Below are 26496 nucleotides of genomic sequence, written 5' to 3'. Positions count from 1 at the left end.
CACCGCCACGCCCGTGCCCGCCTTCCCGCACCGCGTCCGCCTGCGCGACCGCGTCTCTCGGCATTCGCCGCCGTTGTCATTGCCATCTTCGTCATGGCCACCATCACCATGGCCACCGTCATCATGACTGCCATCAGTACCGTTGTTGTCGTCCACCGTTCGCCAACTCAGTACCGTTGCCGCCGCCTTCAACGACGCCGTAACAGTGCCGCCCTCGGCGCCTTCATGAACGGCGCCGAGCAAGACGTCGTGAGCGCGGACGTCGTGAACGTCGTGAACGTCGTGAACGTCGTGGACCTCGTGGACCTCGTGGACGACTTCACAGCCGTCGCCGGGCCTCGCATGTACGTCCGCTCGCTCCCACAGCCGTGCGGCCGTACAAATGCCCTGCGATGACAGCGAATTGTGCCGTACGGAACACGGACCGCGTCCGGCAGGTCCACTTCGCGCAAGGGAGGGGCGGGGTGAAGTTCCGGTGCCCGTGTTGACCCGGCTGGGAGAATCTCCCCATGGCCGAGATCATCCAGCGGGACGGGGCCTGGGCCTTCGACGGCAGCACGGTTCGGATCACGCCGAGCCTGCACCGTTCCGTGGCGCTGTTCCGGCAGACGTACGGGGAGATCGCGGTGCCGCTGGAGGCGGTGTCCGGTGTCGTCTACGAGCCCGAACGCAAGCGCGGACGGCTCCGGTTGCGGCTTCGGGAGGGCAGTGATCCGCTGCTGCAGGCCACCGGGGGGCGGCTGCCGGACGGGGCCGATCCGTACCGGCTGACGGTGGATCTCGACCGTTCGGGGATCGCCGAGTACGTGGCCGAGGAGATACGGCGGTCCATGCTGCTGGAGCAGACACCGAAGGAGCCCGCCACGGTCTACCTGCTGCCCGGCCCGCCCGTGCCGGTGTCCGTGCGGTCCAGCGACGGCACGGTGTCGTTCGACGGTACGCAGGTGCGGATCGACTGGAACGACACCTCCGACCGGGTGAAGCGGGCGACCGGCCCGCGGATCATCGACGTCGGTGAGCTGGTGCAGGTCGAGTGGCTGCCCAACTCCGGTTACGAGGACGGGTTCCTGCGGTTCGTGACGCGTGAGACCGTCTTCTCCAAGCTGCCGCCGGAGCGGGACCCGTACGCCCTCGATCTGTGGGGCAGCACCCGGCGCGACCTCCTCACGGCACTCGTCGCCACGGCGGTCACGGCACGGCTTCCCCATCCGTCCACCCGCGGCGCCGCCGACCGCCCGGACGCCTCCCGGCCCACGCAGTCCGCCGTCGAGCCACCACCCACCCCTGACCACCACGACGTCCTCCTGCGTCGCCTCCGTGAGCTGGGCGAACTCCACCGCCAGGGTGTCCTGACGGACGAGGAGTTCGCCACCACGAAGGCGGTCGTACTGCGCGACTTCTGAGCCGCCCGGACGGGCCCGGAGATCGGGGGCCCCGGGCCGGCCCCCGTCAGCTCAGCAGATCCGGCTCGCTCCTGCTGATGTCCTGCCACAGCGGCTGATAGTTGATCCATGCCACCAGATCGCCGCCCGCCTGCTCCCGCGTCGCCGCGGCCAGCCGGTGTTCGATCAGCAGGGGCCGACCCGCCGCCTTCGCGGTGAGCTGCACCTGGGCCGAGCGTTCCATCGACAGGAACCACCACGCCGCCGCGTCGACCGAGTCGCCGACCGTCAGCAGACCGTGGTTGCGCAGCACGAGGGCCTTGCGGCTGCCGAGCACCTCGGCGATGCGGCGGCCCTCCTCCGCGTCCACGGCGACGCCCGTGTAGTGGTCGTAGAGCGCCTGGTCCTCGTAGAACGCGCAGGACTCCTGGGTGATCGGGTCGAGCAGGTCGCCGAGCGCGGCCAGCGCGCGGCCGTGCACGGAGTGACAGTGCGCGACCGCGACGACGTCGGGGCGGGCGGCGTGCACCTGGGCGTGAACGGTGAAGGCGGCCTGGTTCACGTGGTAGCGGCCCTCGATCACCTGCCCGTCCTGGTTGGCGAGGACCAGGTCACTCACCGTGACGTGCTTGAACGGCATCCCGAACGGGTTGACCCAGAAACAGTCGCTGAACTCGGGGTCGCGCGCGGTGATGTGCCCCGAGACGCCTTCCTCGAACCCCATGCGCCCGAAGATCCGCAGGGCCCCGGCCAGGCGTTCCTTGCGGTGTCGCCGCTCGTCCTCCGCCGACTCGTGCATCGGCGGCATCGCGAACCGGAGCTGGTCGGTGGGTAGGGGCAGGGGCGGTGTGGGCCCGTGCATGTGTCCTCCAGGGTGACTTCCTTTACGAATCGGAAGTTACCGTCGGTGCCCCTGGCAGAACAGGCCCGTCCCGTGAAGAGAGTGCGCAACCGTTACGCAAGTCACGGAAGCGCGCCACACCGCACACCGCTCGCTCGGGTCGAACCGCCGTCGTACGTCGCTCGTGCGTCGCTTGTACGTCACTCGTGCGTCGCTCGTACATCGCTCGGTACGTCGCTCGGGGTAACCGGACAGTGGTTGTCGGGTATCCGCGCGAGACTCGACGTATGCCGGAGAATCTTTCGAACTGGGGCGCGTTCGTCGCCGCCGAACCCGAACTCGCACAGACCGTCGAGGCGCGCTTCGGCGCCTTCACCCATCACGTCCTCGCCACCCTCCGCCGGGACGGCTCCCCGCGGACGACCGGGCTGGAGGTCCGGTTCGTGAACGGGGAGCTGTGGCTGGGGATGATGCCCGACTCGCTCAAGGCGCTCGATCTGCGGCGCGACCCCCGTTTCTCGCTGCAGGCCAATCCGGGCCCGGGCACGGAGATGGGCGGCGGTGACGTGCGGGTGAGCGGGCGGGCGGTCGAGGTCGAGGATCCCGCGGTCAAGGCGGCGTACGGCGAAGAGGTGGAACCGCCGGAGCCGTTCCACCTCTTCCGCACCGAGCTGACGGAGGTCGTGCGGACCTCCATCGAGGACGACACGTACCTGGTCGTCCAGGTCTGGAAGCCCGGAGAGCCGGTGCGGACCCTCAAGCGGACCTGAGCCCGGTCAAAAGGGGCTCACTCCCACTCGATGGTGCCCGGGGGCTTGCTCGTCACGTCGAGGACGACCCGGTTGACGTCCGCGACCTCGTTGGTGATCCGGGTCGAGATCTTCGCGAGGACCTCGTACGGCAGCCGGGACCAGTCGGCCGTCATGGCGTCCTCGGAGGAGACCGGGCGCAGGACGATGGGGTGGCCGTAGGTGCGGCCGTCGCCCTGGACGCCGACGGACCGGACGTCCGCCAGCAGTACCACCGGGCACTGCCAGATGTCTCGGTCGAGGCCGGCGGCCGTCAGCTCCTCGCGGGCGATGGCGTCGGCGTCGCGGAGCAGGTCGAGCCGCTCCTTGGTGACCTCGCCGACGATCCGGATGCCGAGGCCGGGGCCCGGGAACGGCTGGCGCTGGACGATCTCCTCCGGGAGCCCCAGCTCCTGGCCGACCATCCGGACCTCGTCCTTGAAGAGCTGGCGGAGCGGCTCGATCAGCTTGAATTCGAGGTCTTCCGGCAGACCGCCCACGTTGTGGTGGGACTTGATGTTGGCCGTGCCGGTGCCGCCGCCGGACTCGACGACGTCCGGGTAGAGCGTGCCCTGGACGAGGAAGGCGACCTCGGGGCCCTCGTCGGCGATGATCTCCGCCTGCGCCTGCTCGAAGACGCGGATGAACTCGCGGCCGATGATCTTCCGCTTCTGCTCGGGGTCGGAGACCCCGGCGAGCGCCTTGAGGAACCGCTCCTCCGCGTCGACGACCTTCAGCTGGACGCCGGTCGCGGCGACGAAGTCCTTCTCGACCTGCTCGGTCTCGTTCTTGCGCATCAGACCGTGGTCGACGTAGACGCAGGTCAGCTGGGAGCCGATGGCCTTCTGGACGAGGGCCGCGGCGACCGCGGAGTCCACACCGCCGGACAGGCCGCAGATCGCGCGCTTGTCGCCGACCAGCTCGCGGATGGCCTCGACCTGCTCCTCGATCACGTTGCCGGTGGTCCAGCTCGGGGTGATGCCCGCTCCCCGGTAGAGGAAGTGCTCCAGGACCTGCTGGCCGTGCGTGGAGTGCATGACCTCCGGGTGGTACTGGACGCCGTACAGCTTCTTCTCGTCGTTCTCGAAGGCGGCGACCGGGACGACGTCGGTGGAGGCGGTGACGGTGAAGCCCTCGGGGGCGGCGGAGCAGGCGTCGCCGTGGGACATCCAGACCGACTGCTCGTCGGGGGTGCCCTCGAAGAGGGTGCTGCCGGACTTGGCGACATGCAGGGGCGTACGGCCGTACTCACGCGCCCCCGTGTTGTCGACGGTGCCGCCGAGGGTGGTGGCCATCAGCTGGAAGCCGTAGCACATGCCGAAGACGGGGACGCCGGCCTCGAAGAGCGCGCGGTCGAGGCGGGGGGCGCCCTCGGCGTAGACCGAGGAGGGGCCGCCGGAGAGGATGATCGCCGCCGGGTTCTTGGCGAGCATCTCCGCGACCGGCATGGTGCTCGGCACGATCTCGCTGTAGACCCGGGCCTCGCGGACCCGTCGGGCGATGAGCTGGGCGTACTGGGCGCCGAAGTCGACCACCAGGACGGTGTCGGGGACGGCGGCAGCGGGGTTCGCTGATGACACGGGGTGCCTTCCGGCGGTGGGGCGGGGGTCTGTGGGGTCGAGTCTACCGGGGTGCGCCCCGGCGGAGCGGGCCCACGGTGGGCCCCACCCCGGATCCCCGGCGCGGAACCGGGCCGGGACGGGCCGTGGCATACTGACGCCCATGCTCACGCACCCGACCTTCCTCTTTACCTATGGCACCCGGTCCGCCGGCTGCCATGGTCGTGTTGCTTGAGCCACTGACGAGCGACTTTCCCAGGCGCCCCGGACCGACAAGGTCCGGGGCGCCTGGCGTTTTCCCGGTCCTGCCGTCCCGGGAGCCTCTTCCGACCAGGAGCCTCCCCATGACCACCACCGCCATCACCGCCACGACCGCCGCCGCCACCTACGCCACCGACGTCACCGGCGCCCGTACCTCCGAGGCCGCCGGCGTGATCACCGGCGCCCGTGAGCGCATCGACGCGCTGGACGACCGGATCATCGGCCTGATCCAGGAACGGGTGGCGGTCTCCACCGTGATCCAGCAGGCCCGGATCGAGTCCGGCGGCCGCCGGGTGAACCTCTCCCGCGAGATGGAGGTCCTGGGTCACTACAGGGACGCCCTCGGCAAGCCCGGCACCGCGCTCGCCATGACGCTGCTGGAGCTGTGCCGGGGTCGCATCTGACCGGCGCACGTACGTACGCCTGCCCTCTCACCCGTACGGCGCGTGACCGTCGTCCGCCGCGCTTCGTTGGTGTCGGTGTCCGTGCCAGCCAGGTCCGGGCCCGAAAGAACCACGCGTGGCTCCGCTGGAGCGATGAGGCGTACGGATCGTGCCATGCGCCGTGGGACCTCGCTCCAGGGTGGTGACCGGACGGCAGGGGACAGCAGCCCGGTCACACGAGAGAACGGCCGGCTCCGGGGACGCCCGGGGCCGACCGGCGGAAACCTGTCCGAGGGTGGCCGGAACGGTTGCGGAGGCCGTTTCCCCGCCTCACGACACGGAACAGGACACCGCGGAACAGGACACCGTCGACCGCCCCTGGTCGACACCCGGCGCACGCCCCCGGTGCGCCGGGCGCAGCCCCCTCAATCACCATCCCGACACGCGGCGCGACCCCCCGGCGCCGCTTCGGGGCACCGGCACCACCCTGACGCCGGTGCTGACGCAGAAGGGCCCCGCGACTTCCGTCCCGCGGGGCCCTTCGCCACGCCGTGGTCCGCTCAGCCGGCGGCCTTCTCCAGCTTCGCGACCTGTGCGTCGATGATCGCGTCCGGCACCTCGGCCTTGTCCGCGTCGAGCATGTTCATCGAGTAGAACCCGATGAGCGTCGAACCGCTGCGCACCACCGTGAAGGACATCGGGATCTTGGCACCCTCGATGTCGGCCTTCAGCTTGTACGCGACGGCCTCGTCGCCCTGCTTCGGGGCGGTGCGGGCCTCGACGTCGGTGTACTTGTTGCCGACGTGCTCGTACCCGTCGCAGGTCTCCGTCGCCTTGCGCAGATCGGCCATGACCTTCTCGGCGTCGCTCTCCTCGTGTGCGGCGAGGGCGAGGGAGATGACGCTCGCGGAGAGCTTGTCCTCGGAGGTGACGGTGCGTCCGGCGCGGGCCTTCGGCTGCGGGTCCGAGGTGAAGTTGAACATGTTCGCGAGCGGCTGGCAGGCGGCCGGGTTCGCGGGAACGGGTACGGCGGGCATGTCCTCCGCGGGCATGTCGGCGATCTTGTAGCCCTTCACGTCCCCCTTCGCGAGGGCCGCCTCCTTCAGCTGGGCCTCGGTCAGCGCGGCCTTCCCGGCCCCGTCCTGCCCGTCCTGCCCGCCCTTCGCGTCCCCGGCGGCCGACGGCTTCGCCTCCGCGTCCTTGCTCTCGTCGCCGCCACCGCCGCACGCCGCGGTGAGCCCCAGCGCGGCCGCGACCGAGACGGCCACCACCGCCCGCGACACCTTCGACCTCATGTCCCCCACCTTCATGTCCCCCACCCTTACGGCTTTTCTCGCATGCCTCACAGAGGCCTCACAGGCCACATCAGATCATGGGTGCGACCTGGCGCCACAAGCGGTTTCGGGTATCACTTCAGCCTCACCGGAGTGTGACTCAGGTCACACAAGAAAACTGTCAACGCGGGGGCAACCCTTCACGCGACTCACCGGTCACACCTGGCACACGAGAGAAGGACCCGCGCTCGGAGGGGGGTGCGGGTCCTTCTCCGCTGTCCTCGCCCGCACCGTCATCGCAGCCGCGGACGCCCCGGCCGGATCTACTTCTTCGGCGGAACGGCCGGTACCGGCAACAGCGGCAGCCGCAGCGCGCCGAAGGCGTCCGCCGGGACCGCCGGGCGCAGGGGCTCCACGGGAACGAGGCGCTCGTAGGCCGCTCCCGGGGCCGGCCGGTGGTCGGCCTCGCCCTTGTTCGGCCAGTACGACATCGCGCGCTCGGCCTGGGCGGTGATGGTCAGCGAGGGGTTCACCCCCAGGTTCGCGGAGACGGCGGCGCCGTCGACGACGGAGATGCCGGGGTGGCCGTAGAGGCGGTGGTACGGGTCGATGACCCCGTCGGCCGCCGTGGCACCGATGGGGCAGCCGCCGAGGAAGTGCGCGGTGAGCGGGGTTCCCATCAGCTCGCCCACGTTGCTGCCGGCGAAGCCGTTGATCTCGGCGGCGAGGGTGGCGGCGGCCGTCGAAGCGGCCTCGATCTGCTTGGGGTTGGGCGCGCCATGACCCTGACGTGCCGTCAACAGTCCCTTGCCGAGCCCCTTCGGCTTCAGATGCGTCGACAGGGAGTTGTCCAGGGACTGCATCACCAGGCCGATGATGGTCCGCTCCGACCAGCGGCGGTTGGACAGTGAGCGGGCCACCAGCAAGGGGTGTTTGACCGCGTTCACCAGCCAGCCGAGCACCCGGGAGGCGTCCGACGCGGTGCCGCCCGCGTAGGGGACCTGGAGGATCGACAGGCCGCCCATCGCGTTGGAGCCCTTGCCGTAGCGGACCGGCTCGATGTGGGTGTTCTCGTCGGGGTGGATCGAGGAGGTGATCGCCACGCCCCGGGTGAAGTCGACCTCGGGCGCGCCGTGGGCCTTGCGGTAGCGGCGCCGGTCGGTCTGGGCGCCGACCAGGGCCTCCGAGTTGGTGCGGGTCAGCATGCCCAACCAGTCGGAGATGTGCGGCAGTTGGCCGCCCGCCTTCATCCGGTGCAGCAGGGTCTGGGTGCCGTAGGTGCCGGCGGCGAGGACGACGCGGCGGGCCTTGAGCACGCGGGAGTCACCCTTGCGGCGCGCGTCGGTCGGCAGGGTCGTGACGGCGTAGCCGCCCTGGGAGTCCTCGGTGACGGCGACGACCGTGGTCATCGGGTGGACGACCGCGCCCGCCTTCTCGGCGAGGTGGAGGTAGTTCTCGTTGAGGGTGTTCTTGGCGCCGTGGCGGCAGCCGGTCATGCACTCGCCGCACTCGGTGCAGGCCTTGCGGGCCGGACCCGCGCCGCCGAAGTAGGGGTCCGCCACCTGCTCGCCGGGGGCGGCCTTCTCGGTGCCGTCGGCGTCCTCGCCGTCGCCGAAGAAGACACCGACCGGGGCGAGGTGGAAGGTGTCGCCGACGCCCATTCGCTCGGCGGCGGCCTTCAGGTGCACGTCGGAGGGGGTCATCGTCGGGTTGAGCCGCACGCCGAGCATGCGCCGGGCCTGGTCGTAGTACGGCTTCAGCTCCTCCTGCCAGTCCGTGATGTCCTTCCACTGCGGGTCCTCGAAGAACGGCTTCGGCGGTTCGTAGAGGGTGTTGGCGTAGTTGAGGGAGCCGCCGCCCACGCCGGCCCCGGCCAGCACCATGACGTTGCCCAGCAGATGGATGCGCTGGAGGCCGTACATGCCGAGGGCGGGGGCCCAGAGGTAGTTCTTGAGGTCCCAGGAGTTCTTGGGGAGGGTTGCGCGGGTGAAGCGACGGCCCGCTTCCACGACGCCGACCTTGTAGCCCTTCTCGGTCAGGCGCAGGGCGGTGACCGAACCGCCGAAGCCCGATCCGACCACGATGACGTCATAGTCGTACGACACTTGTTCTCCTCGTCGAGAACGGTCCTCAGCTGCGGGCCGTATGTGGTTGCTCACGCGCTTCCCCGCGCCCCTCTCACGGGGCGCTCACCTCAGGCGCAGCGCCTTCATCGCCTTCAGGCTGCGGCTCATGAACTGGGCGTACTTCTCGTCGTCCATGCCCAGGGACGGGGCCATGGGCAGCAGGCGCTGCTGGGCGACGGTCTGGGCCTCCGTGTACTTGAGGATGCCCTCGGAGCCGTGGCGGCGGCCGAGGCCGGAGTCCTTCATGCCGCCCATCGGGGACTGGACGCTGCCGTAGGCGGAGGCGTAGCCCTCGTTGACGTTGACCGTGCCGGCGCGCACGCGGGAGGCGACCTCGCGGCCGCGGCGGCCGTCCTTGGTCCAGACGGAGGCGTTGAGGCCGTACGCGGTGGAGTTGGCCTCCGCGACGGCCTCGTCCTCGTCCGTGAAGCGGTAGACGGAGACGACCGGGCCGAAGGTCTCCTCCGTGCACACGGACATGGGTTCGGTGACGCCGTCGAGGATCGTGGGTTCGTAGAAGTAGGGGCCGATGTCGGGGCGGGCGACGCCGCCCGCGACGACCTTCGCGCCCTTCTCCACGGCCTCGTCGACGTGGCGGGTGACGGTCTCCAGCTGGCGTGCGCCGACGAGGGAGCCCATCTCGGCGCCGTAGGCGAGGGACTTGCCCAGCCTCATGGCCTTGGTGCGGGCGGCGAAGCGCTCCAGGAAGGCGTCCGCGACGGACTCGTGGACGTACAACCGCTCGATGGAGATGCAGAGTTGGCCGGCGGAGGAGAAACAGGCGCGGACGGCTCCCGCCGCGGCCTTCTCTATGTCGGCGTCGGCCAGGACCAGCATCGCGTTCTTGCCGCCGAGTTCGAGGGAGACGCCGACGAGGCGGGCGGCCGCGCCCTGGGCGACCTCGCGGCCGGTGCGGGTGGAGCCGGTGAAGGACACGTAGTCGGCGTGCCGCACGACCTCGGGGCCGATGACGGGGCCCTCGCCGAGGACGACCTGGAAGACGTCGGCGGGCAGTCCGGCCTCGATGAGCAGGTCGCGGGCCCACAGGGCGGTCAGGCAGGTCTCCGTGTCGGGCTTCATGACGACCGCGTTGCCCGCGACGAAGGCGGGGATCGCGTCGCCGACCGACAGTTCGAGCGGGTAGTTCCAGGGGGCGATCTGGCCGATCACACCGCGCGGGTGGCGCAGCTCGGTGACCTTGGTGAGGGTCGGTACGGCGCCGGTGTGCCGCTTCGGCTTCAGATAGAACGGGGCCTTGCGGCCGTAGTGCCGGGCGGCGACCGCGACGGCCTGGACCTCCTCGTGGGCGTGCAGACGGGCCTTGCCGGTCTCCAGCTGGATGAGGTCGAGCACCTCGCCCTGGCGCTCCAGCACCAGGTCGTGGAAGCGGAGCAGGACGGCGGCGCGCTCGCGCACCGGTCGCTGGGCCCAGACGGCCTGGGCGGCGCGGGCCCGCTCGTAGGCCGTCGCCACGTCCTCGGGGGTGGACTCCGGCAGGTCGGCCAGCTTCTCACCGGTGAAGGGCGTGTGGTTGGCGGTCCGGCCGGAGCCGACCACGCCCTTGGTGAGCTGGGCGACCAGTTCGGGGGTGACCACGTCGGCGGCGGTACGGGCGCCCTGCGGGGCTGCCGCGAGGGGGTTGGTGCCGGTCGTCCGTGCCGTGCCGGTCGTTCCCGTGATGGTCGTGCCGGTCTTTTCGGGGGCCTGCGAGTCCGTCATGACGCGCAGGGTATTCCGGACCGGACGACTTTGGGTACCCGGCGGTAACAGGGTTTCACCGGGCCCACCCATCACGCCAGTGATCGCTGGCAACGAAGTCGCTGATCAGCGCGGCGGGCGGTGCCGTACGGAGGCGGATGCGGCGTGGATCACCTTGTGCGAAACCGGGGGTCGCCCCCGGGTGACGGTGTGCCCGTCCGCCACGCCGGACGCCTAACGCCAGCGGTCCCACAACTGCTGCGCCCAGCCGTACCGTTCGCGGTGCTTGGGCAGGGCCGTGCGGCCGACCGCGGCCGCGAGCTTGCGCAGCCGGCGCCAGTCCAGGGGCGGCTTGGGCTCGGGGACGCCGGGCCGGTCGCGGGGCACACGGACGCGCAGGGCCTTGGGCGAGACCCGGCAGTGGACGGGGGTGGGCAGCAGGAGGGCCTCGCCGTCGACACCGACCTCGATTTCGGCCCGGTCGGCCTCGACGACGATCTCGTCCGCGACGAGGAGGCTGAGCCCGGGGGCGTTCGGGCCGAGGACCATCCCGGCGGCCTCGGCGGCGCTGTCGACGCGCACTCCGACGACGCCCAGCACGCCGGCGTCCAGCCGCTCGCGGCGGCCGAGGCCCACGAGGTCGTCGCTGCGATAGACGTTGTTGCTGACGAGGACGGCCTGCGGCGCGTCGATGACGGCGTCCCCGATCCGGGCGGTGAGCCGCGGACCCCGTTGGTGCGTGAGCAGTTCGGGCAGCAGTTCCAGGGTGGTGCGGACCTTGTCGTCGCGGTAGGCGGGGCTCTGCACGACGGCGGCGTACGCGCCGAAGGAGGCGTTGTTGACGAACGGGTGTCCGCTGGCGTAGCCGAGGTCGACGTGGAGTTCGACACCCTTGTCGGTGAGCGCGTCGAGGCAGGCGGCGGGGTTGTCGCGGTCGAGGCCGAGGTCCATGGCGAAGTGGTTGCGGGTGCCGGCGGAGATGACGAGGAGGGGGACGTCGTACGCGGCCGCGATGGCGGCGACCTGGGCCTGGGTGCCGTCGCCGCCCGCGACACCGAGGAGGTCGGCGCCGTTCCTGACGGCGTCCCGGGCCAGTACGGCGACGTCCTCGTGGTGCGCGGGGTCGAGCAGATGGACCGTGGCGCCGAGCCGCTCGGCGCGCTCCTTCAGCCGGAAACGCTCGACCTTCCCGCCCCCCGACCTGGGGTTCATGATGAGGAAGGGCCGGGTGGGGGCGGGGGTGCGGTGCTCGGGCACATGCACCTGGTGGGACTTGGTGCTGCTGAGGGCGAACTTGCCGGACCAGACGGCCACGGCCCACAGCCCGGCGGAGACGATCACCACCCACAGCAGGTTGACGACGGCGAACCACCAGATGACGCCGACCGGCGCGGCCACGGCCAGCAAGCCCGCCGCGACCCGGACGGCCCCGCGGTGGATCAGCACCCACCACAGCGCGGCCACGGTGAGTCCGGCACCCAGCACGACGCCCGCGGCGAGCAGCAGGCTCGCCCCGCGCGCGTAGCCGAGCGGCAGCAGTACGGCGAGCGCGGCGCAGCCGAGTGCGGCCCTGGCCGCCCAGCGCTGTCTCGCGTGAGCCCGCACGTCCAGGTGTTCGATGCCCACGCTCGCTCGCCCCTCGCGCCGATCATGCACTTGACACGGCATGTTAGGGGCAAGGGGCCGGACAAAGCGATGCCTCCTGGACACCGGCCGCGTCGTCCTCGGCCGTCCCGCGCGCACACGGAGGACCACACCGTCGCAGCGAAAACCCACCATTGTTTTCGACAGCGGGCATTTCGCCGTAACCCCCGTACCCCGCTTGGCAATTGTTCGAGCCCGCCGCCTATAGTCCGGGTGCGCACGCGAGCAGGCCGTGTGGGCGCTCCCCGAGTGGACACCTCGCGCCACGAGCGGACGCGGACGCCTCGACCGGACGCGGACACCTCGATCGGATCCCGGTCCCGGGGACAACGGACGCCTGCCGTCGGGTCGTATGCGAAGGGCTGGTGACCGTGCGTCGCCTCTGGGGTTGTCTGTTCCTTAGCGCCGCGGCGGTCGCGGCGCTCCTCATCTCCGACACGCGCGACAGCGTGGCGGCCGGCCGCCACGAGGCCACGTACTCCTACGGTTCGCACACCCGGCAGACCCTCGACGCCTACTGGAACGCCGCCGGTGAGGAGCGGGACGGCAGGCAGCCTGGCCTCGTGATCCTGCACGGCGGGTACTGGCACGAGGACACCGGCTGGGCCACCTGGTCGCGCACCTTCGCGGACGCCGGGTACGCCGTCTTCGCCGTCGACTACCGCCTGAACCACGACGCCCCCTGGCCGGCCCAGCGGACCGACGCCCTCTCCGCGCTCGGCTGGATCCGCGACCACGCCGCCGACTTCGACCTCGACGTCAACCGGATGGTGCTCCTGGGTTCCTCCTCCGGGGGCCAGATCGCGACCAGCGTGGCGACGTACCGGTCCGGTGTGCACGGTCTCGACGGCGTGGTGGGGCTGTCCCCCGTGGTCGCCCCGTACCGCGCCTGGCGGGACGGCAACGCCGCCACCGCGACGGACCGGCAGCGCAGGCTCCGCGACAACGCCGTGATTCTGGCGCGCTGCTCCCCGGAGGGGAAGCCGGACACAGGCTCGGACACGCGGGCGCCGGCGAAGGCCCCCGACACCGCGTCCACGCCCCCCGACTGCCGGGAGACCTGGAACGACATGGCGGCCAAGAGCCGGGCCTCCGGTGCCGACGACGCCCCCATGTACCTGGTCCACTCCAAGGGTGACGCCGCACCCGTCGAGCCCTCGCTCGACCTCGAAGCGGCCGAGGAGAGGGACCACAACATGCCCGCCAACGGGGTGACGGTGAAGACGGTGCCCGGTTCGGCGCACGGCGCGGCGCTGCTGGACGATCCGAAGGTGGCCGAGCGGGTCATGGCGTGGATCGCCGAGAGGACGTACTGAGCGCCTACGTGTGCTTGAACTCCAGGTTCGCGAGGACCGTACGCGCGATCTCGCGGCCCTGCCCGGTGAAGTGCCCCTTGCCCGGATAGTCGATCCAGACCCGGTAGACGTCGCCGTTGCGCGCCTTGTAGTACAGAACCCGCGCCTCACGCAGGCGCGGGGCCCGGGTGTCCGTGGTCGTGTACACGATGGTGTTCTCGGCGGCGTCCCGGTCCTCGAACCGGGCTTCCTGCGGCCGCCCCTTCGGCGTCGGCGTGTCGGCGATGTCCAGGCCGTACTCGCCGTCCTTGACCACTTCCCAGTCGGCGTACGCCTTGTCCAGCGCGTTGCCCGGGATCTCGTTGTCCTTGTCGTCCTTCTTGATGTCCCGGTCGACGTTGATCCGGATCAGCCCGCTGGGGTCGCTGTACTGCGCGAAGGTGCCGTCCGTGGCGTCCGGCTCGAACGTGTCCTTCACGAAGTCCCCGGGCACGCCCACGCTCGCGGCGACCTTCGCACCGAGGTCCCGCTGCTTCCAGCCGTCCGGCAGGGGCCCCGCGAAGGGGTCGGCGATCACCAGGTACGCCGTCACCGCCGCCGCGACGACCACCGCGCCGAGCCCGGTCAGGGTCTTGGCGCCGACCCGGATGCCCCGAAAGTCACCGGCCGGGGTCCCGGCGACCTGCGGAATGGGCCGGGTGGGCGCGGGCGCCGGCGGGTTCGCGGCCGCCTCCAGCAGCTCACGGACGCGGGCGGCGGACGGGCGGCGCGCCGGATCCTTCTGCAGCAGGCCGTTGATGGCCTCGGCGAGCGGGCCGGTGGCCGAGGCGGGCGCCGCCGGCGTGGCGTTGAGGACGGACTGCAGGGTCGCCGGCGTGTTGCTGCGCCGGAACGGCGACACGCCCTCGGTGGCGGCGTAGAGGACGACGCCGAGCGACCAGAGGTCCGAGGCGGGGCCGGGCCGCTGGCCCAGCACCCGTTCGGGAGCGATGTACTCGGGCGAGCCGACGATGCCCCCGGTGTCCGTCAGGTTCGTCTCGCCCTCGATCTGGGCGATGCCGAAGTCGGTGAGGACGACCCGGTCGTGGCGGCCGAGGAGGACGTTGTCCGGCTTGACGTCCCGGTGCAGGATGCCCGCCGCGTGCGCCGCCTCCAGCGCGCCGAGCACGTCGAGGCCGATTCTCGCCGCGTCCCGCACCCCGAGGGTGCCCTCCTGGAGCGCGTCGCCCAGCGAACGTCCCCGGACGAGTTCCATCACGATCCACGGCTGGCCGTCCACGACCGCCACGTCATGCACGTTCACGACCGACGGATGGTCGAGCCGGGCCGCCGCACGGGCCTCACGGCGCATGCGCTCGAAGGCGTTGGCCCGTTCACGCTCGGGAAGATGGTCCGGTACGCGAGGCTCCTTGACGGCGACCTCACGATCCACCGTCTCGTCCTTCGCCCGCCACACCGTGCCCATGCCGCCATGACCGAGCTTGGCGAGCAGCCGGTAGCGCCCCGCGATCAGGCGCCCGGTGCCGGGGTCCTGCGGGGGTTGCGAGGGGGGCGCAGACTGTACCGGTGGCTGCACCGACGGCTGTACCGGTGCCGACGGCGCCGGCTGTGCCACCACTCCCGTCGGCTGCGCATACGGGTTGCCCGGGTACGGCACGCTCGGCTGCGGCGGTTGCAGTCCGAAACTCGTCGGCTCGTCCGACCCGTAGCCGGATCCGTAAGGGGCGCCCCCGTTGCTGCTCATACGCTCATCTGTATCGCGGCGAGCGCGTCGGCATCCACCCCCGTCGCTTTCCGGTCACAGACCCGTGACGCGGAACGCCACATATGTCCGGTTTGACGCGAACGGACATACTGGCCGCCCGCGTACGAGGACACCGCCCGGCCACGCTGGGGGGCGGCGCGCTCAGCCGCGTACCGGGACGCCCAGTCGCATACCGGCGCGCTCAGCCGCGTACGAACGTGTCCACCGCCACGTCGAAGTACTCCTTCGCCTCGCTCACCTTCCCGACCGGCGCCGACACCCACACGTCGTACAGCCGCCCGTCCTGCTCCCAGCACAGGTCGTAGGTGTGCCGGGGCCCCTCCGTCGCGCTGAAGCCGTCCCAGGTGAACTCCCAGAGCGCGGCGGGGCGCCCGCCGTGCGTGGTCTCGGTGACCCTGCCGTCGCGGTAGCCGGGATTCGTCGAGGACCCCTTCTCGTGGGCGCGCCGCATCACGCCGGCCGGTCCGCCCTCCTGCGGGTCGTCGAGCTTGACGCCGATACGGATCACCTCCCCCGGCGACATGTAGAAGACCCGCTCCCCCTGCGGGTCCCGTGTGAAGTCGTCCGGCACGGCGAGGCTGAAGCCCCGCTCGTCCTCGGCGAGCCGGTACCCCGAGGGCACGGTCGGCGCGGTCGCCGCCCGCGAGCGCGTCACCGTGGGCGTGGCGTCGGACGACGTGCCCGGCGTGTCGTCCGTCGACGTACCGGGCGTGCCGGACGTGCCGGACGTGTCGGACGTGCCGCCGGACGCGCCGGGCCCGCCCGAGGTGGCCGGCGCACCCGTCGTACGCGACTCCTCCGGCGTCCCCGGTGCCGAACTGCTCGGCGTGCCGCCGCCTCCCCCGCCGCCCCCGTCCCGCATCAGCAGCGCCGCCGCCGAGACGCCCGCCCCGGCCATCGCCGCCACCAGCGCGGCCGCGACCAGCACGGTCCGGGCGGACTGCGGTTGCCGCTGCTGCGCGGGCTGCTCCCGCGGGGACGCCTCGGGGGCGCCGGGCGGGGGCGGCCCCGACGGCGACGGTCCGCCCGCCGCCGGCCCGTCCTGGGCGGCGTGCCCGGCCGCGGCCCTCCTCTGCGCGTCCCGCCCGGGGCGCGGCACGTCCCGCCGGGTCGGGGTGTAACCGGCCGACGTCCGCGGGGCCTTGGTCGTCCTCGGAGTCCGGCCGGTCTCCCGGAAGGCCCGCAGCAGCCGTTCCGCCTCCGCCGCGTCGAGCCGCCGGTCCGGGTCGCGCTCCAGCAGCCCCCGCACGACGGGGAGGAGCGGCGTGGCCTGCGCGGGCGGCCGGATCTCGTCGACGACCACCGCGTGCAGGATGCCGCCCAACGAGTCCCGCCGGAACGGCGATTCCCCGCTGAGCACGGCACACAGCAGCGCGCCCAGCGACCACAGGTCGGACTCCGGTCCGGTCCGGGTTCCGGACATCCGCTCCGGCGCGGTGTATTCGGGCGAGCCGACGAAGGACCCGCTCTCGGTGAGCGTGGTCGCGCCGGCGACCTGGGCGATGCCGAAGTCGGTGAGGACGACCCGATCGGTGCCGGTCTCCATCAGGACGTTCGCCGGTTTGAGGTCGCGGTGCAGCACCCCGGCGTCGTGCGCCCGCCGCAGCGCGCCCAGCAGGGCGATCCCGATCCGCGCGGCCTCGCGCGCGTCCACGGGCCCCTCGGCCTCGATACGCTCCGCGAGCGAGCTGCCGTTGATCAACTCCATGACGATGTACGGGCGTTCGTCCTGCTCGACGACGTCGTGCACGACGATGATGTGCGGGTGCCCGAGCCGGGCGACCGCCCGCGCCTCCCGCAGGGTGCGCTCGCGCCGCTGCCGGGACCGATCCTCGGGGAGCGAGTCGTCGAGGGCCAGCTCCTTGACCGCCACCTGCCGACCGAGGAGCTGGTCGGTGGCGCGCCACACGATCCCCATACCGCCGCGGCCGATCCTGGCCTCCAGCCGGTAGCGGCCGGCTATGAGACGGACGTTCTCCCCCTCGGTCCCCATACGCCCCATCATGCCGCACCGGACCGAAACCCTCCGGTGCCGCGGGACGGCCTGGCCGACAAGCGACGTACGCGCGACCCGTGAGCGCCGCGTGCGAGGCTCACGCACGCCGCGGGACCGCTCGACCCCGCCTCACTTCTGCGACGGCCGCCAGCTGCGCAGCACCGTGTAGAACTGCTCCTTCGCCGTGTTCCAGTCCCCGGCGGGCGCGGACATGTAGATCGTGTACTCGACGCCGTCCCGGGAGAGGTACATCTGCTCGATCGCCCGGCGCGGCCCGGGGAACTTCGTGTCCTTCGCCGGCGCGGTCCAGGTGAAGTCCCACAGGGCGCCCGGCCGGTCGCGGAAGACGTTCTCCTCCAGACGCACCTGCCGGTACTCGGGCCGCGCCGTTCTCAGCTGCTCCTCCAGGTCGAGCTGGTGGTGGTACGGGCTGTCGAAGTCCGGCGCGTCGTCCACGGCGATCCGCAGGAAGTGCTCACGGTCGTCGGGGGTGTAGTCGATCTGCGTGCCCATCACCTGCCGCTTCCACCCCTTGGGCAGGGCGAGGCTGAAACCCTCCGGGTCCTCGACCCGTTCCCACCCCTCGGGCACGCCGTCGTCCGCCTCGCCCGCGCCGTTCGCTCCGGCCGTGGAGCCGCTCCCCGCGCGCCAGGTGTCGGCGTAGTGCATCGCGACGGCACCGCCACCGCCGAGCAGCGCGGCCAGCAGGATCGCGGCCACGACCGTACGACCCCGGCCGCGCCGCCCGGTGGTGGACGTCGGGGCGGGGGCGGCCGGCGCGGGCGGGACGCCCATGGCCATCGGGGTGGCCGGTGTGCCGAAGCCCCCGGCGGCGGGAAGGTGGCCTCCGGCGGCAGGCAGGTGGCCTCCGGCGGCGGGCACGTGCCCCCCGGCGGAGCCCGCACCCACGGTGGGACGCCCCGGCACCCGTGCACCACCACCCGTATCCGAACCGGGAGTGCCGGGCGCGCCGGGCGCGCCCTGTGCACCACGCGTGCCCCCGCCCTCCGCACCGTCCGGTGCGAGGGCGGCTCCACCCGCGTCGCGCACCGCGCCCCCCGCGCCCCCCGACTGCTGCCGGGTCGGCACATACGCCTGCGCCACCCGGGGCCGCCGCCCCTCCGCCGCCTCGGCGAGCATCTGCTCGATCTCGTCGGCGGGGGGCCGTACGGCCGGGTCCTTGCACAGCAGCGCGGTGATGACGGGCCCCAACGGCCCGGCCGCCGTGGGTTCGGCGGCCTCCTCGCCCACCACGGCCTGCATCGTGGTGAGCGGAGTGGTGCGCCGGAAGGGCGACTTGCCCTCGACCGCCGTGTACAGCGTGGCGCCCAGCGACCACAGGTCGGAGGCGGGCCCGGGGTCGTGTCCGCGCACCCGCTCGGGTGCGATGTAGTCGACGGATCCGACGATCTCGCCGGTGCGGGTGATGGTCGTGTCGCCCTCGACCTGCGCGATACCGAAGTCGGTCAGCAGGACCCGGCCGTCCTCGGCGAGCAGGACGTTGCCCGGCTTCACATCGCGGTGCAGGACGCCGGCCCGGTGGGCTGCGCCCAGCGCGCGCAGCACCCACATCCCGATCCGCGCCGCCTCCCGTGCCTCGACACGCCCCCGCTCCTTGACCGCGTCGGCCAGGGAGACGCCTTCGACCAGCTCCATGACGATCCACGGCCGGTTGTCGTGCTCCAGCACGTCGTGCACGGTGACGACGGCCGAGTGGTTGATCCGTGCCGCCGCGCGCGCCTCCGCCCGGGTCCGTTGCAGCAGCACGGCCTGGTCGCTCTCCGAGACGTAGAGCGCGGCCGTCAACTCCTTGATCGCGACGGCCCGGTGCAGCACCTCATCGTGCGCACGCCAGACCCGTCCCATGCCCCCGCTGCCGATCGTGTCGACCAGCCGGTAGCGCTCCGCGAGGAGCAGCCCCTGCATCTGATTCACGTTGCCCCGCAATGTTCTTGACAGGGTCACATTAGGGAGCGGCTCGCGCCCCGGGGAACCGGCGGGGCCGCACAGGGACAGCACTGTGACGGTTCTCGCTTCCGCCACCGGAGCGCAACCTTCCGGAGCCCGCCCGACCAAGCACCCGTCCGCCCGCCCGAGGAGCCGGTTCGGCCGCGCGCGGAGCCCGTTCGGCCGCCCGGGGAGCCGCTATCCGGTCACCTTGTAGGTGGCCGCCGCCTGCTCGTACAGCCGTGTGACCTCGTCCCGCTCCGCCTCCGGCCCGCGCAACTGCACCACGTGGTACCGCCCGTCGAGGAGAATCGCGAGATTCCGTACGTAGACGCCGCGCCCCTCGGAGTCCTGCCAGGTGAACTGCCCCTCGGCCGAGGACACACCGCCGACCTCGATCAGCCGCATCCCGGTGGAGGTGGCCCAGGACGAGTCACGGAAGGGCTGCAGCTCGCGCTCGTCCTCCCGCTGGTACTTCAGCGGATCGCCGCCGTACGTCGCCCTGCTGTCCCGCCCCGGCACGAGTATCAGCTCGAAGTCGCCCTGGGTGTACACGATCTGACCGCGCCCGTTCTTGCCGCTGCGGTCCCACCCGCTGGCGACGGCGACCTGGAACCCCTCGGGGTCCTTGCGCAGGGTGAACCCCTGGGCGACCTCGGGATCACCGGTCTGCGTCTGCGTCGATCCGGACGACTGCGACGGGCTCGCCTTGTCCTGGTCCTTCTCCCCGCCGTCGGGGGAGTTGGAGTTCCGGTCGGGCCGGGGCTCGTCGCTCGCCGTGGGCACCGAACTCCCCTGCCCGGCACTGTCCGTACGGGTGCCCGTGTCGCTGCCCTCGCTGCCCGGCGCGGCCTTCGGCATGAAGACCACGGCGTACGTGAGGGCCGCCACCAGCGCGAGCAGGATGAGCAGGAGCAGGTTCCGGCCCAGTTTGCGGGGCTGCGGAGCTTTCTGACGGGTGCGCTTGTGGCGCGCGTGCGCACTCGTCGCGGGCAGCCCGGCGCGGCGCCTGCGGACCAGTTCCCCGCGTCGCCGTACGATCGGCAGCCGGCTCGCGTCCACGGGGGGCGTCGGCACGACATGCGCACCGGCCTCGGGCTCGGGCGCCGACCGCACCAGCGAACGCAGCCAACCGCGCAGCTCCTCGAAGTCCAGCCGCTCGGTGGGGTCCTGGCGCAGCAGGGACTCCACGACCGGTCGCAGCGGCCCGCACTCCTCGGCGAACGCGGGCGGTTCCGCGCACACCAGCTGCACCAGTTCGGCGGTGTTCTCCTCCGGGTACGGCGCGTGACCCTGCACGGCCCGGAACAGCAGTGCCCCGAGCGCCCACAGATCCGTCGACGGCCCGATCGGCGCCGCCAGCTGCCAGTTCTCGTGCACCGGCCCGGCCTGCTCCGGCGCCCACCGCTCCGTGACGGGCCCGACGACCGCCATCCGCGCCTGACGCGCCCGCTCGGCGGCGAGCGCGGTCGCGGGGCCCCGCCGGGCAGCGGCCCCACCGCCCACGCCGTCCCAGGCGACGCTGTCCTCGGTGCCCCCGGGATACGGGCCGGCCGTGTCCCGCACGGAGTCGGCGTGCCCGCCGAGCACCAGGTGCGTGCCGGTGTCGCCGCCGTCGAAGGTGTCGTCGGCCCGACCGCCCACGGCCGGGGCTCCGCCGAGCGAACTAGAGGCGTACGGCGAGGAGTTCCCGGCGGCCGGGACCACCCGGCCGTTGCCGCCGGGCGCGGCCGTCGTGCCGCGTGGTGCGGCACCGTGCCAGGCGCTCGTGGCGCCGCCGTTCGCGAGGACTCCGTAGGGGTCGGCGATCTGGCCCAGCGGCACCGGTCGTGTCCCCGCACCGGAGGCAGGGTCGCCGTCGCGCCCCGGTCCCGTCGCCGCGGTGTCCTGCGGCGCCGGCCGCTGCGCGGGCAACCCCGTGCCCGGAACGCCCCGTTGGTCGTCCTGCACCCGGGCCGCGGCCCGCGCGCCCGCACGGTACGCGGCGATCGCGCCCGCCCGCGCCGCTCGGGCGTCCCCGCCCGCCTCCAGCGCGCGCTGCCCCCCGGAGGGGTCGCCCGGGGCCGTCGTACTTCCCGCCCGTGCCTCTATCGCCGCCCGCCGCGCGGCCTCGGGGTCCTCGACGGCGCCCCCGGGCACGCCGGCGCGGGCGCCGCCGAACGTACTCGCGCCGGTGCCCCCGGGCGCCGACGCCCTGCGCGCCGCGGGAAGTCCCTCGGGCGGCACCGGGTCACGGCGCGCGACCTGCCCCCCGGCGGGTCCCACGGCAGGCACTCCCCCGCCACCGCCGGGAGCCCCGGGGGGCGTGTCCTCGAACTCCCGCACGGGTACCGGGTCGTACCCGCACAACGCCTCTTCGGCCGCCCCCGTCGCCAGCCCGGTCAGCATCACCCGGCCGTCGTCGCAGATCAGCACCGTACGGGCGGTGATGTTCCGGTGGATCCAGCCGTGGGCGTGCAGCGCCCGCAGCGCGGTGAGCACGTCGGAGGCGATCTCGGCCGCCCGGTACGGGGTCAGCGGCTGGTCCGCGAGCAGTGCGGCGAGGGGCCGCGCGGGCACCAGTTCGCTCACTATCCACAACGAGCCGCCCTCGGCGAACACGTCGAAGACCTGGTCGAGCCGTGGGTGGTCGGGGATCTGGGCGGCGGCCTGCGCCGCCTCGATGGCCCGTCGTACGGCGGGGTCCGCGGAGCGGCGCGTGGCCCGCCCCGCACCCCGGCCTCCTGCGCCGTCCCGCGCCACGTAGCCTTCGGGCAGCCCGTCCGCGTCAAGCATCTCCGCCTCGACGACCTCGGGCAACGGCACCTGCCGGACCAGGACTTCCTGTCCGCTGTAGGTGTCGAAGGCGCGGAGCTCCGAGGCGGGTTCGTACTCGTCGGAGGGCGGCAGCGGCAGGCGATAGCGGTCGGCGAGCACGCGCCCCGCGTATGCGTCCACAACGCCCTCCCCCGGCCGCCCGGTTGGTCAATTCCGTTCGCCTTGTGTCCCGTTCCGCTCTTGATGCGTACGGTCCGCAGCCCTACACGATACGTGCCGGAGGCAACTCACATTGACTCGATGCGATATCTCGTTCGTCTCGAATGTGCTCGAACGCATCCGATCTTCCCCGGAAGCGGCGCCCCCGAACTCACCAGGCGGGCACAAGTGCCGAAGCCGAGGTCACCTCGGGGAGGCCCACCCCCGGCCCCGAGCCCCGCACGCCCCCGTACGGCACCCCGAGCTGAGGCACGAAACCGCACACGGCCCCGGCTCCGAACGCACCGGCGCACAACGCCCCACCCGCGCACGCCCCCGCGCACACCGTCACGGGCGGGGCACCCGGCGCCTCACGACTTCGGCTTGAACGTCTTCGTGAACGTCCGCCACGTGTCTTTACGCAGCTCACCGCTCCACTTGGACGCCTTCGCGGTGTACATCAGCGCGTAGCCCTGCCGGGAGTCGACGACGAAACCGCGGTCGATCGACCGGTACTTCGTCCCGCTCTCCACGTAGGTGAACTCCCAGTCGGCCGCGTTCCAGCCCCGGTAGTTCACCGCCTCTATTCGGATCCGCTTGTACTGCGAGCGGACCATGTACTGCTCCTGGGTCTTCCAGTCCGCGACCGGGTCCGTCTTCGGCGTGCTCGTCCAGCCGACGAGCAGCCGCTGCCCGTCGGGGCCGGAGAAGCGGGCGCCCGCGGCGTCCGTCGACTGGTACTTCCACCCGTCGGGCAGCCCGATCGAGAACCCCTGACCGCTCTTGTACGTCTCGGTCGCGAGGGTGCCCGAGCCGGAGCCGCCCTCGCCCACGGATCCGTTCGACCCGCCCGTGGGGTTCGGCGAACTGCCCCCGGAGCCGCCCGAACGGCCGGCCTTGTCCGTCGTGTCACCGTCCGGACTGGGGTCGGACCCCTTGTCCTTCCCCTTGTCCGCTTCCTTGCCGCCCTTGTCGTCCTTGGTGTCCGCGTCCTTGCCGTCGGCGTCGCTCCCCGACGCCGCTCCGCCGGACGCGACCGCCTTGGTGCCGGCGCCCTTGCTGTTGTCGGAACCGCCGTCGTCGTTGCCGAGGGTGAGGGCGAGGACGGTCCCGAGGACGACCAGCACCACGGCCACGGCGATGACGGCCAGGGTCCGCCGCGACACCACGTCCGTGATCGGCGCCCGGGGCACCGGCCGCGGCGGCAGATCCGGCGGCGGCACCTGGGGCCACCCGGAAGTCCGCTTCGCCGACACGGAGTTCCCCGCACCGTCGCCCGCGCTCGCGCCGGCCGCACGCGGCCCCGGCACCGCGGCCCCCGACCCGCCCGGGGTCCGCCCCGAGCCGCCGCCGGTCCTCGTGGCATCGGCACCCGACGCCACCCCGACGGACGCGGACCTCGTCGTCACCGCCGCCGAGGACGCGGCCGGAGACACGGCACCCGCCCCACCCGAAGCCTTGCCGGAGCGCCCGCCGGACGTCCCACCCGAGGCGCCACCACCGACACCGCGCGCCACACCGGCACCGGCGGCAGCGGCACCCGACGAGCCCTTCCGCATGGACCACCGAGGCGCCCGCGGCCGCTCGCCGCCGCTCTCCTTGGCCCCGGCGCCCGCGGAACCACCCTTCTTCGGGCGCTCCTCCGGCACCGGCGGCAGCGGCACGACCCGCGTCGCGTCCACCGGATCGACGTCCTTCGGATCGGGCGCGTGGATCACGGTGTTGAGCATCGCCCGCGCACCGGCGTCGTCGAGCCGCCGCTCGGGGTCCTTGGTCAGCAGCCCGAAGATGACGTCCTTCAGGGGGCCGGCGCGCTTGGGCTCCGGCACCGGCTCGGTCATCACCGCGGTCAGCGTCGCTATGGCCGACCCCTTGTCGTAGGGCGGCACCCCCTCGACCGCCGCGTAGAGCAGACCGCCGAGCGACCACAGGTCCGCCGCGGGGCCGGGCTTGTGACCGCGGGCCCGCTCCGGCGAGATGTACGAGGGCGCGCCCACGAGCATGCCGGTCGAGGTGATGGAGGGGTCGCCCTCGACCTGTGCGATTCCGAAGTCGGTGAGGACGACCCGGCCGTCGTGCTTGTCGATGAGCACGTTCGACGGCTTCACGTCCCGGTGCAGGATGCCCTCGCGGTGCGCGGCGCGCAGCACGTCGAGAATGGCGAGCCCCACCTCGGCGGCCCGTTTCGGTTCGAGCACGCCGTCCTCACGGATGGCCTCGGCGAGCGACTTGCCCTCGACGAGTTCCATCACGATCCACGGACGGTCGTCCTCGTGCACGACGTCGAAGACCGTCACCGCGGCGTTGTTGCGGATCCGCGCGATCGCCTTCGCCTCGCGCAGGGTGCGCGTGATCAGGCGCCGTTTCTCGTCCGCGTCGATGCTCGACGGGAACCTCAGCTCCTTGACGGCGACCGTACGGCCCAACGTCTCGTCCATGGCACGCCACACCGTGCCCATACCGCCGCGACCGAGCACCCCTCCCAGCCGGTACCGCCCGGCGAGGAGACGTGCGTCCTTGTCCTGACGGGATTCCCCAGCCCGCTCCGCCTCCGACATGCGTCCCCTCATACAACCCGCCCTGACAGAGCCTCCATTGTCACCCACCCGCCAACCGCCCCACGCCCAGGGCCCCCTCAACCAGCCACGGCGGCGGCTGAGAGGGCTTCAGAGGCGCACGGGTACGGGGGCGGACGGGGACCGACGGGGCCCGGCGAGGGGCGGACACCGGCCGCCGTCCCCCGCGGCCCCGGCCGCGCGCGCCTACAGCGGCACGATGTCCGGCGCCCCCAACCGGGCCGCGTCCGCCGTCAGATCGTCCGGCTGCCGCTGCGACTCCCGCTCCGCCTCCACCCTCTTCTCGTAGTGCTGGACCTCCCGCTCGATCTGGTCCTTGTCCCACCCGAGCACCGGTGCCATCAGCTCCGCCGCCTCCCGCGCGCTGCGTGTCCCGCGGTCGAAGGTCTCGATCGAGATCCGCGTCCGCCGCGTCAGCACGTCGTCGAGGTGCCGCGCCCCCTCGTGCGAGGCCGCGTACACCACCTCGGCCCGCAGATAGTCGTCGGCCGCGTGCAGCGGTTCGCCCATCGACGGGTCGGCCGCGATCAGTTCGAGCACCTCCTCGGTCGCCGACCCGTACCGGTTCAGCAGGTGCTCCACCCGCACCACGTGCAGCCCGGTACGCGCCGCGATCCGCGCCCGCGCGTTCCACAGCGCCCGGTATCCCTCCGCGCCCAGCAGCGGCACGTCCTCGGTGACGCACTCCGCGACCCGCTGGTCCAGCCCGTGCACGGCCGCGTCCACCGCGTCCTTGGCCATGACCCGGTACGTCGTGTACTTGCCGCCGGCCACGACCACCAGCCCCGGCACCGGATGCGCCACGATGTGCTCGCGCGAGAGCTTGCTGGTGGCGTCCGACTCCCCGGCGAGCAAGGGCCGCAGCCCGGCATAGACCCCCTGCACGTCGTCCCTGGTCAGCGGCACGGCGAGGACCGAGTTCACATGCTCCAGCAGATAGTCGATGTCCGCGCTGGAGGCCGCCGGATGCGCCTTGTCGAGGTCCCAGTCGGTGTCGGTCGTCCCCACGATCCAGTGCCGCCCCCAGGGGATCACGAACAGCACGGACTTCTCGGTCCGCAGGATCAGCCCGGTCGTGGAGTGGATCCGGTCCTTGGGTACGACCAGATGGATGCCTTTGGAGGCCCGTACGTGGAACTGGCCCCGTTCACCCACCATCGCCTGGGTGTCGTCGGTCCACACCCCGGTGGCGTTCACGACCTGCCGGGCGCGGATCTCGTACTCCCCGCCGGCCTCGACGTCCTGCACCCTGGCCCCGACCACGCGCTCGCCCTCGCGCAGGAACCCGGTCACCCGCGCGCGGTTGGCGACCTTCGCCCCGTACGACGCGGCCGTGCGCACCATCGTGGCCACATAGCGGGCGTCGTCCATCTGGGCGTCGTAGTACTGCAACGCGCCGACCAGCGCGTCCTTCTTCAGACAGGGCGCGACGCGCAGGGCGTGACCGCGGGTCAGATGACGGTGGACCGGCAGCCCCCGCCCGTGCCCGCGCGCCATCGACATCCCGTCGTACAGCGCGACGCCCGAACCCGCGTACCACCGCTCCCAGCCCTTGTGCTGCAAGGGATAGAGGAACGGCACGGGCTTCACCAGATGGGGTGCGAGCCGCTCCAGCAGCAGCCCCCGCTCCTTCAAGGCCTCGCGCACGAGGGCGAAGTCGAGCATCTCCAGATAGCGCAGACCGCCGTGAATCAGTTTGCTGGACCGGCTGGACGTGCCCGACGCCCAGTCACGTGCCTCGACCAGGCCCGTGGACAGGCCGCGGGTCACGGCGTCCAGGGCCGTGCCCGCACCGACCACGCCACCACCCACGACCAGCACGTCCAGCTCGCGCTCGGCCATACCCGCCAGTGACTCGGCGCGCTGCGCCGGTCCCAGTGCCGCTGTCCTCACCGCTGCCTCCTGCTGTCGGTCGCGCCGGTCTCACCTGTCCCTACCTCTCGGACGAGACCCGGTACATGTCCCCCTGCCCAAAATTCTGACCGCCCTGCCCGACTTCGGCCACC

At 72.4% G+C, this 26496-nt stretch carries 17 protein-coding genes; 5 read left to right on the top strand and 12 right to left on the bottom strand.

The genetic code is table 11. The features are described 5' to 3' along the window. Positions 1-93: 93 nt before the first annotated feature. Together H4687_RS28030 and H4687_RS28025 are read left to right on the top strand one after the other, a co-directional pair. Entirely contained in the window at positions 94-396 is a 303-nt protein-coding gene (locus H4687_RS28030) for a hypothetical protein (RefSeq protein WP_159026155.1), read from the top strand. 113 nt (positions 397-509) lie between these two features. Continuing rightward, on the top strand, positions 510-1403 hold the full coding sequence (locus tag H4687_RS28025; protein WP_046915629.1) for a DUF4429 domain-containing protein: 894 nt from the start codon (positions 510-512) through the stop codon (positions 1401-1403). 46 nt (positions 1404-1449) lie between these two features. Here the strand turns inward: H4687_RS28025 and H4687_RS28020 are convergent, their stop codons facing one another. Further along, positions 1450-2244 (bottom strand): class II aldolase/adducin family protein, encoded by a 795-nt coding sequence (locus tag H4687_RS28020; protein ID WP_046915628.1) that lies wholly within the window; start codon positions 2242-2244, stop codon positions 1450-1452. Positions 2245-2510: 266 nt separating this feature from the next. Between H4687_RS28020 and H4687_RS28015 the strand changes: the two genes are divergently transcribed. Continuing rightward, positions 2511-2993, top strand: a complete 483-nt coding sequence (locus H4687_RS28015; protein WP_046915627.1) for a pyridoxamine 5'-phosphate oxidase family protein — start codon at positions 2511-2513, stop codon at positions 2991-2993. A gap of 17 nt (positions 2994-3010) precedes the next feature. On the opposite strand, the gene guaA is transcribed toward H4687_RS28015, so the two are convergent. Next, positions 3011-4591: a glutamine-hydrolyzing GMP synthase gene (guaA, locus tag H4687_RS28010; RefSeq protein WP_046915626.1), complete on the bottom strand. Its 1581-nt coding sequence runs from the start codon at positions 4589-4591 to the stop codon at positions 3011-3013. A gap of 323 nt (positions 4592-4914) precedes the next feature. Between guaA and H4687_RS28005 the strand changes: the two genes are divergently transcribed. Further along, positions 4915-5235: a chorismate mutase gene (locus H4687_RS28005; protein ID WP_046917806.1), complete on the top strand. Its 321-nt coding sequence runs from the start codon at positions 4915-4917 to the stop codon at positions 5233-5235. Positions 5236-5774: 539 nt separating this feature from the next. On the opposite strand, the gene H4687_RS28000 is transcribed toward H4687_RS28005, so the two are convergent. The 4 genes from H4687_RS28000 to H4687_RS27985 form a co-directional block, all read right to left on the bottom strand. After that, positions 5775-6509 (bottom strand): hypothetical protein, encoded by a 735-nt coding sequence (locus H4687_RS28000; protein WP_225966847.1) that lies wholly within the window; start codon positions 6507-6509, stop codon positions 5775-5777. A gap of 302 nt (positions 6510-6811) precedes the next feature. Further along, on the bottom strand, positions 6812-8647 hold the full coding sequence (locus H4687_RS27995; protein WP_404819290.1) for a GMC family oxidoreductase N-terminal domain-containing protein: 1836 nt from the start codon (positions 8645-8647) through the stop codon (positions 6812-6814). Positions 8648-8677: 30 nt separating this feature from the next. Then, a complete protein-coding gene (locus H4687_RS27990; protein WP_046917803.1) occupies positions 8678-10333 on the bottom strand; it encodes a succinic semialdehyde dehydrogenase in 1656 nt (551 codons plus the stop codon). Positions 10334-10546: 213 nt separating this feature from the next. Next, positions 10547-11938, bottom strand: coding sequence for a diacylglycerol/lipid kinase family protein (locus H4687_RS27985; protein WP_046917802.1), 1392 nt, complete (start codon positions 11936-11938; stop codon positions 10547-10549). Positions 11939-12321: 383 nt separating this feature from the next. On the opposite strand from H4687_RS27985, the gene H4687_RS27980 reads away from it, so the two are divergent. Further along, complete coding sequence (locus H4687_RS27980; protein WP_050399464.1) at positions 12322-13272, top strand: alpha/beta hydrolase; 951 nt, start codon at positions 12322-12324, stop codon at positions 13270-13272. A gap of 4 nt (positions 13273-13276) precedes the next feature. On the opposite strand, the gene H4687_RS27975 is transcribed toward H4687_RS27980, so the two are convergent. The 6 genes from H4687_RS27975 to H4687_RS27950 all read right to left on the bottom strand — a co-directional run bounded on the left by H4687_RS27975 (position 13277) and on the right by H4687_RS27950 (position 26383). Next, positions 13277-14995, bottom strand: coding sequence for a serine/threonine-protein kinase (locus H4687_RS27975; protein WP_046917651.1), 1719 nt, complete (start codon positions 14993-14995; stop codon positions 13277-13279). A gap of 202 nt (positions 14996-15197) precedes the next feature. Beyond that, positions 15198-17009, bottom strand: a complete 1812-nt coding sequence (locus tag H4687_RS27970; protein ID WP_050399463.1) for a serine/threonine-protein kinase — start codon at positions 17007-17009, stop codon at positions 15198-15200. A 132-nt stretch (positions 17010-17141) separates the two neighbouring features. Then, complete coding sequence (locus tag H4687_RS27965; RefSeq protein WP_046917784.1) at positions 17142-18938, bottom strand: serine/threonine-protein kinase; 1797 nt, start codon at positions 18936-18938, stop codon at positions 17142-17144. Positions 18939-19157: 219 nt separating this feature from the next. Next, positions 19158-21896, bottom strand: a complete 2739-nt coding sequence (locus tag H4687_RS27960; RefSeq protein WP_046917785.1) for a protein kinase domain-containing protein — start codon at positions 21894-21896, stop codon at positions 19158-19160. Positions 21897-22285: 389 nt separating this feature from the next. Then, positions 22286-24472, bottom strand: a complete 2187-nt coding sequence (locus tag H4687_RS27955) for a serine/threonine-protein kinase (protein ID WP_046915019.1) — start codon at positions 24470-24472, stop codon at positions 22286-22288. A 204-nt stretch (positions 24473-24676) separates the two neighbouring features. Further along, positions 24677-26383: a glycerol-3-phosphate dehydrogenase/oxidase gene (locus H4687_RS27950; RefSeq protein WP_078907585.1), complete on the bottom strand. Its 1707-nt coding sequence runs from the start codon at positions 26381-26383 to the stop codon at positions 24677-24679. Positions 26384-26496: the final 113 nt, after the last annotated feature.

This window comes from Streptomyces stelliscabiei (genome assembly GCF_014873495.1).
In the GTDB taxonomy this organism is placed as follows: domain Bacteria; phylum Actinomycetota; class Actinomycetes; order Streptomycetales; family Streptomycetaceae; genus Streptomyces; species Streptomyces bottropensis.
This window is presented reverse-complemented; position numbering and strand designations above follow the sequence as displayed.